Raw genomic sequence first — 14,354 nt, forward strand, 5'->3', positions numbered from 1 at the left:
TTACTTATCTTTTAATCTATCAGAAACATATTCTACTTTAGTTTTACCATGTTTTTTAGGGTTTCCTTCTTCATCTAAAGAAACCATCACAATTTTATCTAAAATTATTATAATTTTATGCGTAAGCTTGTTCCTAACTTCACACTTTAAAGTAATTGAAGAATTACCAAAAGCCAAAACTTCCATACCTATTTCTATAATATCTCCTTGTTTTGCAGAACTTACAAAGTCAATTTCAGACATATACTTTGTTACTGTTCTTGGTATTTCTAATTGAATAATTGCATAAATACCCAACTCTTCATCAATCCATTCTAATAATCTCCCTCCAAATAATGTTCCATTTGGGTTTAAGTCTTGTGGTTTTACCCATTTTCTTGTATGAAATTTCATATATACTCTTCTTTTAAATCTATAGCAAAATTCTACAATTAAACCCCCTTAAACAAGCAATATCAATTGCTTTTTTAAATTTTACCATAGTATTTTCTAATAAACCATTCTAACGACAACAATAGCGCAGCTAAAGCTAAAATCCATTTCCAATCTATTAAATTCTGTTCTTTGGGTACAGATTTTAATGTGCTATAATAGTTTTTATTATTGATAAGTTCTTGGATAAAGTTATTAGACTGATTCCCGTAAAACAGCTTACCTCCTGTTCTATCTGCTAATTTTTGTAATTTTTTGTGATTTGAGTTTGTAAATTGTTCCTCAACTTGATAATCGGTAACTTTAAATCTTCCGTATTTAGTAACGTTTTCTCCAACAACAGTTACTTTATAGGTGTAATTACCGGTTGATACGTTTTCTAATTCAACTTGATAAGAATTATTTACCAATGAAAAAGGCACCACTTTACTTTCTTTAGAATCGGTATTTGTAAATGTTAATTGTAAAGAAGCTCTATTATCAAACTGATAATTTTTATCTACATAAAAAGCTGATATAGCAATTGTTGAGTTTGCAGGATATAAACTTTCTGCGTTTACCTCTAATCGATTTCTTTTTTTAGTTGAAGCTACATATTGAACCAAATTACCCATAAAAGCGTCAAATTCCTCAAAAGAATTGTCTTGCCTAAAACTTGTAGAACGCCATTTCCAAAGATTCTCTCCAAAAATTACCGCATATTTTTTATCCGTTTCATCAAAAGTTGCAATTAATGACTGCTCTGTAGCTATTCCTGCAATTTTCTGATACACTAATGTTTGATGCGGTTTCGTAATTGTTACTTCTCCAAACTTATCTTCTAAAGGCGGAAAATTTGCAAAACCGATATCTTTCTGTAAGAAAGTTAAAAAGCTATCATTATAAATTGCAGCATAATCTTCTGGCTGATTTATAGCTTTCTTACTAAATCCTAATTGTTGAGAATTCATAAAATTCCAATCAGTTTTTGAGCCAGAAACAATCATGAAATTAGATTTTCTTTGCACTAAAAAATCATTAAACTTATTATTCGGTTGATAAAACACAACTAATTGATAGTCATTTATTTGTTTTTTATAATTATCTATAAGAATAACATCAACTTTACGTTGTTTATTACTTTCTATCGCTTTTTTTAACGCACCAATATCTGGATGTAAAACAGATGTTAAAATCAATACTTTTGTTTGCTCATCTATAACTTCTACCGAGAAAATTTTACTGTTATTTTTTGTGTTTTTTTCATCTTTTAACTTTCTAACCGAGGCTGTATAATATTGCTGTCCTTCTGTTGTTGAAGTTAAATTAGCAGTTATTGTTTGCGTTTTTTTATCCGCCGAAAAAGAAACTTTTTGGGTAAAAATAGTTTTGCCTTTACTATAAATAGAAAACTGTGTAGTTACAGATTCGTTTCCTTCATAATACAATAAAGTTTCTACAGGAAATTTATTCTTTATATAACTGTATTTGTTAACGTTTAACTTAGAAATACGCACATCTTTATATTGTGTGGTATCTCCAATAATTAATGGATAAACGGCTTGTTTTGTGTTTGTAAACTCATAATCGTTTCCAATAGTTTGGTTTCCATCAGAAATTAATACGGTTGAAGCAATATTGTCTTTATATAAATTGGCTACAGCTTGTAAACCATTTTCTATATTGGTTTTAGGCTCATTAAAAGATAAGCTATCTAAGACTTGTGTGTTTTCTCCAATTGAGAAAAAAGAAACATCAAACTTATCGTTTAAATCGCTATTCTCTTTTATATTTTTAAGTATTGTCTTTACATTTTCCTCTTGCTTAAAATATTTAGTTGACAAAGAATTATCAATCAAAACTGATAAAACGGGCTTTACAGTTGAAGTTACTTCGGATTTTATCTTCGGATTTATAAAAAGTAAACTCAACACAAATAAACTAAATGCTTTTAAAGCAAATAGTAAAACTGTAATTTTTGGCGTTTTCTTTTCTTTATAAAAATATTGAAAAAAAGCAACTGCAACGCTTATTAAAAGCGCTAGTATTATGTATAAAAGTGTTGTTGTTTGCAATTTAATTTAAATTTTAGCCGAATATACGAACTGATACCTAAAAGCTAAAACAAACCTATCTAAAAAATAAAAACCTGTAACAATATTATGTTACAGGTTTAAAATATAAAGTAAATTTAATTTATTGCTTCGTTTTAATAATATCAAAAGAATCCATAAAACGATTTATACTCTTATTTTCATCATTAGCAGTTAAACAAATAACTTGCACTATATACATAGAGTTTTCAACCAAAATGGCTTTTATATAAATAAAACCACCAGTTATTAAGATTTTAATACTTCTACCTGGATAACCATTAAAATTAATTTTATTATCAAAAACTAATTTTCCTTTTACATTATTAACGGCACCATTAACTGCTCCATCTAAAACCCTATCATTATCTTCACTTGTAGTATTCTCAAATTGTTCTTTCGGGTAATCCGATCTTATAAGACTGTATACAGCATTATCATCTCCAGATGTTGGTGAATGCATTACCATATGCATATCTAAAGTACCAACTGCTGTTTCTACCTTTTGAATAGTTTTTTCAGGTGTTTGAGGAAAGTACGCAACTAAGTTCAAGTCTTCGTTTTTGTACTTTTCCCATTCTTGGCTCATTAAAACAGTAACGTTTAATAATAAAGCAATAATTAATAGTTTGTTTTTCATAATATATTTCTAAGTTAGCATTCCTCCATCTACAGATAAAGTTTGTCCTGTAATATACGAAGACATATCCGAAGCTAAAAATACACACGCATTTGCGATATCTTCTGGCGTTCCTCCTCGTTTAAGAGGAATACCATCTCGCCAACTTTGTACTGTAGCTTCGTCTAATTTTGCCGTCATTTCTGTTTCTATAAAACCTGGAGCAACTACGTTAGATCTAATATTTCTTGACCCTAATTCTAAGGCAACCGATTTAGAAAAACCTAAAATACCCGCTTTAGAAGCTGCGTAATTAGATTGACCTGCATTTCCTTTTAATCCAACTACAGAACTCATATTAATAATTGAGCCTTTACGTTGTTTCATCATTGGTCTAATAACCGCTTTTGTTAAGTTAAAAACCGATTTTAAATTTACCTGAATTACTTTATCAAAATCGTCTTCAGAAATACGCATTAATAAATTGTCTTTAGTAATACCTGCGTTGTTAATTAATACATCTATAGAACCAAATTCTTCTAAAACGTTTTTAGCCAATTCTTGTGCAGCATCAAAATCTGCTGCGTTAGATTGATAACCTTTAGCATTTACACCTAATGCTTTTAATTCTGTTTCCAATACTGTTGCTGCTTCTACAGAAGAACTAAAGGTAAATGCTACGTTACAGCCTTGTTTTGCAAATTCTACAGCAATTCCTCTACCAATACCTCTTGAGGCTCCCGTAATAATTGCAGTTTTATTTTCTAGTAATTTCATACTTAAATTTTGTTAGTTGTTTTGTGAGACAAATATAGTAAAACAAAAAAACTCGCAATGTATTTAAACATTGCGAGTTTCTTCCGAATAAAAAAAAGAAATAATTATGAAATTAAAATTTCTATTATTTAGATTCCTGTTTTCACAGGAATGACAATTTTAATTGAAACCTCGAGATAAAAAACCTCGAGGAAACATTTTTAAATTACGATTTTATCTCTTTCTTGTCTACATAATTAAATAATTCATCTACTTCTAGTTCTTTAATTTTTCCAAGTTTTTGAAGTGATTTTACATTTAAATCTTTCTTGTTACCAACTACCATTACATTGTAAGATTCTCCTTTTACATTTTTATCAAAAAATGCTTTTAAGTCCTCAATTGTCATGTCTTTAATAGTATTATACATTGCTTCTCTATGATCATTCTCAATACCTCTTTTCTTTAATGACTCATACGTCCAGAAAATATTAGATTTTGTAATACGCTGAGCTGCAATTTTCTTTAATGTTGATGCTTTTGCTGCATTAAATTGCTTTTCTGCTTCTGGCATATTGTTCATTAAGTCCATCATTGCATCTACAGCTTGTTCTAATTTGTTTGCTTGTGTACCAACATACGCCATAACATAATTAGAATCTCCTTTTTTAGAAGCATTACTATAAGAAGCAAATGCAGAATATGCTAACGATTTAGATTCTCTAATTTCTTGGAATACAATTGAAGATAATCCGCTACCAAAATAGGTGTTAAATAAGGTAGAAGCTGCTAAGTTTTCTGCTTTAAAAGGTTCACCTTTTGCTAAAAACATCATTTCAGTTTGTACCATATCATAATTTGTAAAGAATACATTTCCACCTGTTTCAGTTTCTTCGTATTTCTTAGCTTCAGGATACTCTTTTAAATCTCCAAAGATTTTATGGCTTGAGTTTAATGAAGCTATAGCTGCTTCAACATCTTTTCCATAATAGAAAACACGTTGTTTGTAGTTTTTCATATCTTTTACAATAGAAACTAATTCTTCTGGGTTTATTGCTTTTAACTCATCTATTTGCATGATATCTCTTAAACGAGAGTTTTCACCATATTTACCATAATTCATTAAACCATTCCAAAGAATATTTCCTTTTTGAGTTTTACCATCTTGACGACCTTTGTAAATTTTCTCCACATATTTTCCGTACGCTTCTGGATCTGCTTTTGCATTGTCCCATAAGTGTTCTAACAACTCTAAACCTTTAGATAAATTTTCTTTTAATCCATTTAAACCAACATAGGTTTTATCGCTTCCCGCGCTTACATAATAAGAAATACCTAATTTATAAAATTCTTTCTTTAACTCTTCTGCTGAATATTTATCTGTTCCTAAATACTCTAAATAACCTGCTGCTAAAGATAATTTTTTATCATTATCGCTTCCCATATCAAAAATGATGTTCATGTCGAATAAATCATTTTTTTCATTTTCTACGTAAGAAACTTTAATTCCATTGTCAGTTTTAGTTTCTTTAATTGCAGTTTTATAATCTACAAACTTTGGCTGTAATGGCTCTGATTCCATTTTATTAAAAGCCGTAATATACTCTGAACTTTTATCTCTATTTAAATTAACAGGTGTTATTCCTGGATTAGAAACTTTTACAATATTCTTGTCTGCACCTTTTCTCTTATAAGTAACTACATAGTTGTCTTTGTAAAAAGTATTAGCAAAATCTACCAATTCTTGTTTAGATATCTTCTTTAAATCGTTTAAGAAATTTACTTTATCGTTCCAGTTTTCATGGTGAATAAATGCGTTAAAGTATGCAGAAGCTAACGCAGTATTGTTTTCATACTGACGCGTTTGAGATAATTTTAAATCGTTTACAACAGCTTCAATCATCCATTCGTCAAATTCTCCTTTCTTTAATTTTTCAATTTCACCTAAAAGCAAACCTTTAACTTCGTCTAAAGTTTGACCAGATTTTGGACTTCCTGTAAATGAGTGATAACCATAATCATTTAAAAAAGTTGGAGAACAACCTGCTCTTTGCACTAATTGTTTTTGATTTAAGTTCAAATCAATTAATCCTGCGTTTCCGTTAGCCATAATCATATCAGCTAATGTTACCATTTTCTCATCATTTGTATTTACACCACCAGAACGGTATGCAATTGAAATACTTTCTGAAGTTGGACCAAAAACCTCTCTAACAACTGGGGCAGTTATTGCTTCTTCTTTTGGCAAAGTTGGATGCACTAATTCTTTCTTTTCAAACTTACCGAAAGCATTATTTACTTCAGCAATAGTTTTATCAAAATCTAAATCTCCAACTAAAACAACAGCCATATTATTTGGCACATAATATTTGTTGAAATAATTATGAATATCTACCATTGAAGGGTTCTTTAAATGCTCTGCCGTTCCAATTGTTGATTGTTGCCCGTAAGGATGATTAGGAAATAACCCTTTTAACATAGAAGCGTAACGTTTTCTCCCATCGTTATCTTGCCCTCTATTAAATTCTTCAAAAACTGCTTCTAACTCTGTATGGAACAAACGTAAAACTAACGTGCTAAAACGTTCTGCTTCTAAATCTAACCATTTGTTTAATTCATTTGCGGGTATTTTGTTTTTATATACTGTTTCTTCAAACCAAGTATGTGCATTTGTGCCAGTTGCCCCTAAAGAAGCTGTCATTTTATCGTATTCATTAGCAACTGAATAGTTAGATGCTTCTAAAGAAATTTTATCAATTTCTTTATATAATGCTATTTTTTTAGCTGGATCTTTTTCTGCCCTGTGTTGTTCGTATAATTCGGAAATTTTATCTAAATATACTTTTTCTTTTTCCCAATCTACAGTACCAACTTTATGTGTTCCTTTAAAAACCATGTGCTCTAAATAGTGCGCTAAACCTGTAGATTCTTTAGGATCGTAATTAGAACCTGCTCTAACGGCAATATAAGTTTGGATTTTTGGTTCATCCGTATTTTTACTTAAATATACTTTTAAACCGTTGTCTAATGTGTACAAACGTAAACCTGTTGGGTCGTTTGTAACCGTTTCATAATTGTAACCGCTTGCGTCCGTATGACTTTCGGTTTTTGCTTCTGTAGAAGTATTTGTTTTACAGCTTAAAAAAGCGATAAAAGCAAAGCTCATCCACATAATTAGTTTGATGTTCTTCATAGGTATTGATTGATTATTGATTTTGATTAATAAAAAAATCCGAAGCTAAAGATATAGCTTCGGATTTAAAACGTAATTTTTTTATGTATATTTTAACAGTTATGCTAATACTTTAGCAACCATTTCTCCAATTTTTGCTGGAGAGCTTACAACGTGTACTCCGTTTTCAGCTAATATTTTCATTTTTGCTTGTGCCGTATCATCAGCTCCACCAACAATTGCACCTGCGTGCCCCATTGTTCTTCCTGCTGGTGCAGTTTGTCCTGCAATAAAACCTACAACTGGCTTTCTGTTTCCATCAGCTTTAATCCATTGAGCAGCTTCTGCTTCAAGATTTCCACCAATTTCACCAATCATAACAATTGCTTCAGTGTCTTCATCATTCATTAATAACTCTACAGCTTCTTTTGTAGTAGTTCCAATAATTGGATCTCCACCAATACCAATTGCAGTTGTAATTCCAAAACCTTGTTTTACAACTTGGTCAGCAGCTTCATAGGTTAAAGTACCAGATTTAGAAACAATACCTACTCTACCTTTTTTAAAGATAAATCCTGGCATAATTCCAACTTTAGCTTCATCTGGAGTAATTACTCCTGGACAGTTAGGTCCAACTAATCTACAGTCTTCTAAACTATCGATATAAGCTTTTACCTTTACCATATCAGCTGTAGGAATTCCTTCAGTAATACAAATAATTACTTTGATACCTGCTTCTGCAGATTCCATAATTGCATCCGCAGCAAAAGCTGGTGGCACAAAAATAATTGAAGTATCTGCTCCAACTTCTTTAACTGCATTATCTACAGTGTTAAAAACTGGTTTACCTAAGTGTTCTTGACCTCCTTTACCTGGAGTTACACCACCAACTACGTTGGTACCGTAATCTATCATTTGACCTGCGTGAAAAGTTCCTTCACTACCAGTAAAACCTTGTACTATAATTTTTGAATCTTTATTTACTAAAACACTCATTGGTTTGTTTTTTTTATTTTTATAAGACAAGCAAAAATAGTTTTTTGAAATCTATATAAAAAATGATTTGTTACTTTTATTTTTTATTAAAATCTTTTACAATTCTTTTAATTGTTGCAAGCTCTCTTAACTTTGTTCTTACCTCTTCTGCTGGATAACCAAAATAAGATTTTCCGCCTTCTAAAGACTTACTAATACCAGATTTCGCTTGTATAACCGCGCCTTTACCTATTGTAATTCCGCTTGCCATACCAACTTGCCCCCACATGGTAACTTCATCCTCAATAACCACACAACCTGCAATACCTGTTTGTGATGCTATCAAACATTTTTTACCAATTACAGTATCATGTCCAATATGAACTTGATTATCTATTTTGGTTCCTTCTCCAATAGTTGTATCTCCTGTTACGCCTCTATCAATTGTACAAGAAGCTCCTAAATCTACATTGTTTTTGATTACAACACGTCCGCCTGAAAGTAATTTATCAAAACCTTCTGGTCTATTTTTATAATAAAAAGCGTCAGCTCCTAATACTGTATTTGCATGTATTGTTACATTCTCTCCAATTACAGAACCGCTATAAATAGTTACATTTGGATGAATAACACAGTTTTTTCCTATGGAAACATTATCTCCAATAAAAACATTTGGTTGAATTATCGTTCCTTCACCAATAATTGCAGTTTCAGAAATTGTACTTTTTGATGCTATAAAAGGATTGAAATGCTTCGTTATTTTATTAAAATCGCGAAAAGGATCATCAGAAATTAGTAAACTTTTACCTTCTGGACAAGCTACTTCTTTATTAATAAGTATTGTTGTAGCATTAGACTCTAAAGCTTTATCATAATACTTTGGATGATCTACAAAAACAATATCACCATTTTCAACAACATGAATTTCATTAATTCCAGTTATAGAAAAATTTGATGCACCAACAAATTCAGCTTCAATTAAAGAGGCTATTTGCTGTAACGTTTGTGGTTGCTTGAATTTCATAATTCAGTAGGCAGTGTTCAGTATTCAGTTTTCAGTCTAACTGTTTACTGAAGACTGAATACTGCTAACTAATTTTTACTCTTTAATACGTTCTTGGTAAGTTCCTTTAGTAGTTTCTACTTTAATTTTATCTCCTTCGTTGATAAATAAAGGTACGTTTACAGACGCTCCTGTTTCTACAGTTGCAGGTTTTGTTGCATTAGTAGCAGTATTTCCTTTAACTCCTGGTTCTGTACTAGTTACTTCTAAAATTACACTTGCTGGCATTTCAACAGATAAAGGCATCTCATCCTCAGCATTGATAATAATAGTTACAATTTCTCCTTCTTTCATTAATTCTGGCGCATCTAAAGCAGCCTTTTCTAATGTAATTTGAGAATAATCTTGTTGATTCATAAAGTGGAAAGTTTCCCCTTCATTATATAAATACTGAAATTTATGTGTTTCAACACGAACATCATCAATTTTTCTTCCTGAAGGAAATGTATTATCAATTACTTTACCATTTGTAACACTCTTTAATTTTGTTCTTACAAATGCTGGTCCTTTTCCTGGTTTTACGTGTAAAAACTCAACAACTTTATAAATATCGTTGTTATATCTCATACATAATCCGTTCTTAATATCTGATGTTGTAGCCATATTTTGGTGCTTTTTGCTTAATGCAATTATTTATTATTCTATTTTTTAATTTGCTTTAAAGTATCCTTTCATAATTCCTCTGTGTGAGTTTTTTATAAAATGAATAATCTCGTCTCGTTCTGGAGTTGCCTCCATTTCTGCTTCAATAATATCTATAGCTTGTGTATAGTTATAGTTTTGTTGAAATAAAATTCTATATATATTCTGAATTTCTCTAATTTTTTCTGTTGAAAAACCTCTTCTTCTTAATCCAACTGAATTAATACCAACATAAGATAAAGGTTCACGGGCAGATTTTACAAATGGTGGAACATCTTTTCTTACTAAAGAACCTCCAGTTACAAATGCATGTTGTCCTACAGAAGCAAATTGATGTACAGCAACCATACCTGCAAGTACAACGTTGTCTCCAATGGTAACATGACCGGCTAAAGTTGAATTGTTAGAAAAAATACAATTATCACCAACAATACAATCATGCGCAATATGGCAATACGCCATTATTAAACAGTTGTCACCTATTTTGGTTTTCATTCTATCTGCTGTACCTCTGTTTATAGTTACACACTCTCGTATTGTAACATTATCTCCTATTTCAACAGTTGTATCTTCATCATCAAACTTTAAATCTTGAGGAATAGCAGAAATTACAGCTCCTGGAAAAATTCTACAATTTTTACCAATCCTAGCTCCTTCCATTATGGTAACATTAGAGCCAATCCAAGTTCCAGAACCAATAGTAACGTTTGCGTGTATTGTTGTAAATGGTTCTATTACAACATTTCTAGCTATTTTTGCTTGTGGATGAACGTAAGCTAATGGTTGATTCATATTATTTCTTTTTGGCTATTTGCGCCATTAATTCTGCTTCAGCAACTATTTTCCCGTTAGCATAAGCATAGGCTTGCATGTGACAAATTCCTCTTCTTATAGGTGTAATTAACTCACATTTAAAAATTAAAGTATCTCCAGGAAGTACTTTTTGCTTGAATTTAACATTGTCCATTTTCATGAAGAATGTTAAATAATTTTCTGGATCTGGTACAGTATTTAATACTAAAACACCACCACATTGCGCCATTGCTTCAACTTGTAAAACACCTGGCATTACTGGTGCTCCTGGAAAATGCCCAACAAAGAAATTTTCATTCATTGTAACATTTTTCATACCAACAACATGAGTATCTGATAGTTCAATAATTCTATCAATTAATAAAAATGGTGGTCTGTGTGGAAGAATATCCATAATTTGATGGATATCTAATAACGGTGGTTGATGTAAATCGAACTTTGGTACGTTATTACGTTTTTCCTGTTTTATTAGTTTCGCTAATTTTTTAGCAAACATGGTGTTTACTAAATGTCCAGGTTTATTTGCTATAACTTTACCTTTAATACGAGTTCCTACTAAAGCTAAATCTCCAATTACGTCTAATAATTTGTGTCTTGCAGCTTCATTTGCCCAATGTAAATCTAAGTTGTCTAAAATTCCGTTAGACTTAACTTTAATATCTTCTTTATTAAATGCTTTTTTAAGTCGTTGCATTGTTGGTTCAGACAGTTCTTTATCAACATAAACAATTGCGTTATTTAAATCACCACCTTTTATAAGATCGTTTTCTAAAAGCATTTCTATTTCGTGCAAAAAACTAAAAGTTCTTGCCGCAGAAATTTCTTCTTTAAAATCAGCTATGTGATCTAAAGTAGCATTTTGAGTACCTAAAATTTTAGTCCCAAAATCTACCATAGTAGTAACTTGGTACTCATCTGAAGGCATTAAAATTATTTCACTTCCAGATTCTTCATCTTTATAAGAAATAATTTCCTTTACAATATATTCTTCTACATCTACTTCTAATTCTTTTAATCCTGCTTTTTCAAGAGCCTCAATAAAGAACTTAGAAGAACCGTCCATAATTGGTGGCTCTGAAGCATTTATTTCTATTAATAGATTGTCTATTTCTAAACCTACGGCTGCCGCTAAAACGTGTTCTGAAGTTTGTATTTGAACTCCATTTTTTTCTAAGTTTGTTCCACGTTGCGTGTTTGTAACATACTCAGCTTTAGCCTCTATTGTTGGTTGCCCTTCTAAATCTACACGCATAAATGCATAACCATGGTTAGCAGGTGCAGGTTTAAGTGTCATTGTTACGTTATTACCCGTATGTAATCCAACACCAGATAAGGTTACTTCGTTTTGTATTGTTTTTTGCTTCTTACTCATTGGTTATTTTTTGAGTATTCAACTCTTTTTCTATTTTATTAACTACTGTTGCTATCTTAGGTAAATTTTTAAAAAGCGCATAACTTTTAAAGTAATCTGAATAATTCATTGCTGGACTACCTTGTACTTTCTCACCATCTTTTAAGTTTTTAGAAATTCCAGATTGTGCTTGTATCTTTAAGTTATTGCCTAAAGTTAAATGACCAACTATACCTACTTGACCACCAATCATACAATTTTCTCCAATACTAGTAGAACCTGCAACTCCTGTTTGGGAAGCAATAACTGTATTCTTACCTATTTCTACATTATGAGCAATTTGAATTTGGTTATCTAATTTTACGCCTTTTCGGATAATTGTAGAACCAAAAGTTGCTCTATCTATTGTGGTTGCAGCACCAACATCTACATTGTCTTCGATAATAACATTTCCAATATGTGGTATTGCTTTGTATTCGCCTTTATCATCTGGTGCAAATCCAAAACCATCAGAACCAACTATAACTCCTGAATGAAATTTACAGTTATTTCCTATTATGGTTTCTGAATATATTTTTACGCCAGAGAAAAATGTACAGTTATCTCCAATTGTTACATTATCTCCGATATAAGAGTTCGGATAAATCTTAACATTCTTACCAATGGATACGTTTTCGCCGATATAAGCAAATGCTCCAATATATTCTTCTTTGCCTATTTTAGCAGATTTTGCTATAAAATGAGGTTCTTCTCTACCTGATTTATTATTTTTTGCTTCGTTATAAAACTCTAATAATTTTGAAAAAGATTTATAAGCATTCTTAACTTTAATCAGTGTTGCTGTAACTTCCTTTTCTGGTATAAAGCTTTTGTTTACAATAACTGCAGATGCTTTTGTAGTGTAAATGAAAGGATTATATTTAGGATTAGATAGAAAGGTTAAAGAACCTTTTTCTCCTTCTTCAATTTTAGAAATTGTAGAGACTTCTTGATTAGGATCACCAACTATTTCTCCTTCTAATATTTCTGCTATTTGTTTGGCCGTAAATTTCATCAAATGCAAATGTATAAAAAAGCTACCATTTATCTAAAATTACTTCTTTGGATAACATAAAAAATACTTAACCACTGGTTTTGTTAGCGCTTGAAGGTTTAATTGATCGGATGCAGATGCAATATCTTTTAATTTACCTTTCTTACTTAGTATTTTTATTGGCTTTTCGGAATTATAAGCTTGATTAGAAGTAGAATCATTAAAAACAAAATAAGAAATTTCTGAATCAGATAGTGTTAGCCTTTCACTATATTTTGTTTCTTTTTTAGAAATATATTCTTTCGTAAAGGGTTTATCTTGCATTTCAATTTTTAACAATTTCCTATTAATTAGCATTGTTGCTAAGCTAGACAGTACTTTATCTTCGTTAAACATCCATTGTTTTATAGAAGCTAACACATCATAATCGTCTAATGTAGAAAAAAGTTCTAATGTTTCTTCTGAAAAATTATCAGCAGAAATTTCCGTATTTAAAAAATATTGAAAAGCTTTTGTAGCAGGAACTTCTACTCCACTCTTTGCCAATTCTTTTGCTCTTTGTAGCACTTTAACTAACATATTTTCTGCTACTAATCCTGTTTTATGCAGATATACTTGCCAATACATTAAACGTCGAGAAATTATAAAGTTTTCTACAGAGTAAATTCCTTTTTGTTCAATTACCAGTTCATCATTTTTAACATGCATCATTGCAATTAGCCTGTCTGAAGAAATATTACCTTCTGTAACACCTGTATAAAATGAATCTCGTTTTAAATAATCCAATCGATCAACATCTAATTGACTTGAAATTAATTGGTTTAGAAACTTTCTATTGTATTTTCCTTCAAAAATTTGAATAGCTAAATCTAGTTTCCCATTGAACTCTTCATTCAATTTTTTCATAAATTTCAGAGAAATCTCTTCATGAGAAATTCCACTAACAATACTATGCTCTAAAGCGTGTGAAAAAGCTCCATGACCAATATCATGTAAGAGAATTGCTATTAAAAGTGCTTTTGCTTCATCATCCGAAATTACTACATTCTTAGAACGTAAAACGCGTATTGCCTTCTGCATTAAATGCATACAACCAATTGCGTGGTGAAAACGAGTATGGTTTGCTCCTGGATACACTAAATTAGACATTCCCATTTGAGAAACTCTTCGCAATCGTTGAAAATATCGATGCTCAATAATATCAAAAATGAGCGAATTAGGTATCGTTACAAATCCATAAATAGGATCGTTTAATATTTTTAATTTATTTTTTTTCGGTTTAGCCAAATCAATAATTTTTAGCAAATCTAACAAAATCGTTTTATTAACGTAATTTTAAGCTTTTAAAACGCAACAAATTTATTTTTTGACGTTAATTAGTAGACGCTTATTTTTTTAATATTAATAAGCAAAAAATTAAAATAAT

At 30.7% G+C, this 14,354-nt stretch carries 12 protein-coding genes; all 12 read right to left on the reverse strand.

Features of this window, described 5'->3' with window-relative positions:
* Positions 1-393, reverse strand: coding sequence for an acyl-CoA thioesterase (locus L1S33_RS07590; RefSeq protein ID WP_072554780.1), 393 nt, complete (start codon positions 391-393; stop codon positions 1-3).
* A gap of 74 nt (positions 394-467) precedes the next feature.
* Entirely contained in the window at positions 468-2,486 is a 2,019-nt protein-coding gene (locus L1S33_RS07595; protein ID WP_240561887.1) for a VWA domain-containing protein, read from the reverse strand.
* A gap of 121 nt (positions 2,487-2,607) precedes the next feature.
* Complete coding sequence (locus L1S33_RS07600; protein WP_240561888.1) at positions 2,608-3,144, reverse strand: hypothetical protein; 537 nt, start codon at positions 3,142-3,144, stop codon at positions 2,608-2,610.
* Between the two features lie 9 nt (positions 3,145-3,153).
* Positions 3,154-3,900: a 3-oxoacyl-[acyl-carrier-protein] reductase gene (gene fabG, locus L1S33_RS07605; RefSeq protein WP_240561889.1), complete on the reverse strand. Its 747-nt coding sequence runs from the start codon at positions 3,898-3,900 to the stop codon at positions 3,154-3,156.
* Positions 3,901-4,105: 205 nt separating this feature from the next.
* Positions 4,106-7,072, reverse strand: a complete 2,967-nt coding sequence (locus tag L1S33_RS07610) for a M16 family metallopeptidase (RefSeq protein ID WP_240561890.1) — start codon at positions 7,070-7,072, stop codon at positions 4,106-4,108.
* Between the two features lie 99 nt (positions 7,073-7,171).
* On the reverse strand, positions 7,172-8,047 hold the full coding sequence (gene sucD, locus L1S33_RS07615; protein WP_240561891.1) for a succinate--CoA ligase subunit alpha: 876 nt from the start codon (positions 8,045-8,047) through the stop codon (positions 7,172-7,174).
* A gap of 76 nt (positions 8,048-8,123) precedes the next feature.
* Positions 8,124-9,050, reverse strand: a complete 927-nt coding sequence (locus L1S33_RS07620) for a UDP-3-O-(3-hydroxymyristoyl)glucosamine N-acyltransferase (RefSeq protein ID WP_240561892.1) — start codon at positions 9,048-9,050, stop codon at positions 8,124-8,126.
* A gap of 75 nt (positions 9,051-9,125) precedes the next feature.
* Complete coding sequence (gene efp / locus L1S33_RS07625; protein WP_240552388.1) at positions 9,126-9,692, reverse strand: elongation factor P; 567 nt, start codon at positions 9,690-9,692, stop codon at positions 9,126-9,128.
* Between the two features lie 45 nt (positions 9,693-9,737).
* Positions 9,738-10,523 (reverse strand): acyl-ACP--UDP-N-acetylglucosamine O-acyltransferase, encoded by a 786-nt coding sequence (lpxA, locus tag L1S33_RS07630; RefSeq protein WP_240561893.1) that lies wholly within the window; start codon positions 10,521-10,523, stop codon positions 9,738-9,740.
* Between the two features lies 1 nt (position 10,524).
* The gene (locus L1S33_RS07635) at positions 10,525-11,916 is read right to left on the reverse strand and encodes a bifunctional UDP-3-O-[3-hydroxymyristoyl] N-acetylglucosamine deacetylase/3-hydroxyacyl-ACP dehydratase (protein ID WP_240561894.1); all 1,392 of its coding nucleotides are present in this window, start codon (positions 11,914-11,916) and stop codon (positions 10,525-10,527) included.
* Positions 11,909-12,949, reverse strand: a complete 1,041-nt coding sequence (gene lpxD / locus L1S33_RS07640) for a UDP-3-O-(3-hydroxymyristoyl)glucosamine N-acyltransferase (RefSeq protein WP_240552391.1) — start codon at positions 12,947-12,949, stop codon at positions 11,909-11,911. The genes L1S33_RS07635 and lpxD overlap by 8 nt, the downstream gene beginning before the upstream one ends.
* 39 nt (positions 12,950-12,988) lie before the next feature.
* Positions 12,989-14,215: an HD domain-containing protein gene (locus L1S33_RS07645; protein ID WP_240561895.1), complete on the reverse strand. Its 1,227-nt coding sequence runs from the start codon at positions 14,213-14,215 to the stop codon at positions 12,989-12,991.
* Positions 14,216-14,354 lie beyond the last annotated feature (139 nt).

This window comes from Tenacibaculum aquimarinum (genome assembly GCF_022478115.1).
Lineage (GTDB): Bacteria > Bacteroidota > Bacteroidia > Flavobacteriales > Flavobacteriaceae > Polaribacter > Polaribacter aquimarinum_A.

What these genes read in the sequence shown, in the direction of transcription:
- sucD (WP_240561891.1), bottom strand. Translation starts at nt 8,047, where the DNA reads ATGAGTGTTTTAGTAAATAAAGATTCAAAAATTATAGTACAAGGTTTT.
- L1S33_RS07610 (WP_240561890.1), bottom strand. Translation starts at nt 7,072, where the DNA reads ATGAAGAACATCAAACTAATTATGTGGATGAGCTTTGCTTTTATCGCT.
- lpxD (WP_240552391.1), bottom strand. Translation starts at nt 12,949, where the DNA reads ATGAAATTTACGGCCAAACAAATAGCAGAAATATTAGAAGGAGAAATA.
- L1S33_RS07590 (WP_072554780.1), bottom strand. Translation starts at nt 393, where the DNA reads ATGAAATTTCATACAAGAAAATGGGTAAAACCACAAGACTTAAACCCA.
- L1S33_RS07600 (WP_240561888.1), bottom strand. Translation starts at nt 3,144, where the DNA reads ATGAAAAACAAACTATTAATTATTGCTTTATTATTAAACGTTACTGTT.
- lpxA (WP_240561893.1), bottom strand. Translation starts at nt 10,523, where the DNA reads ATGAATCAACCATTAGCTTACGTTCATCCACAAGCAAAAATAGCTAGA.
- L1S33_RS07620 (WP_240561892.1), bottom strand. Translation starts at nt 9,050, where the DNA reads ATGAAATTCAAGCAACCACAAACGTTACAGCAAATAGCCTCTTTAATT.
- efp (WP_240552388.1), bottom strand. Translation starts at nt 9,692, where the DNA reads ATGGCTACAACATCAGATATTAAGAACGGATTATGTATGAGATATAAC.
- L1S33_RS07635 (WP_240561894.1), bottom strand. Translation starts at nt 11,916, where the DNA reads ATGAGTAAGAAGCAAAAAACAATACAAAACGAAGTAACCTTATCTGGT.
- fabG (WP_240561889.1), bottom strand. Translation starts at nt 3,900, where the DNA reads ATGAAATTACTAGAAAATAAAACTGCAATTATTACGGGAGCCTCAAGA.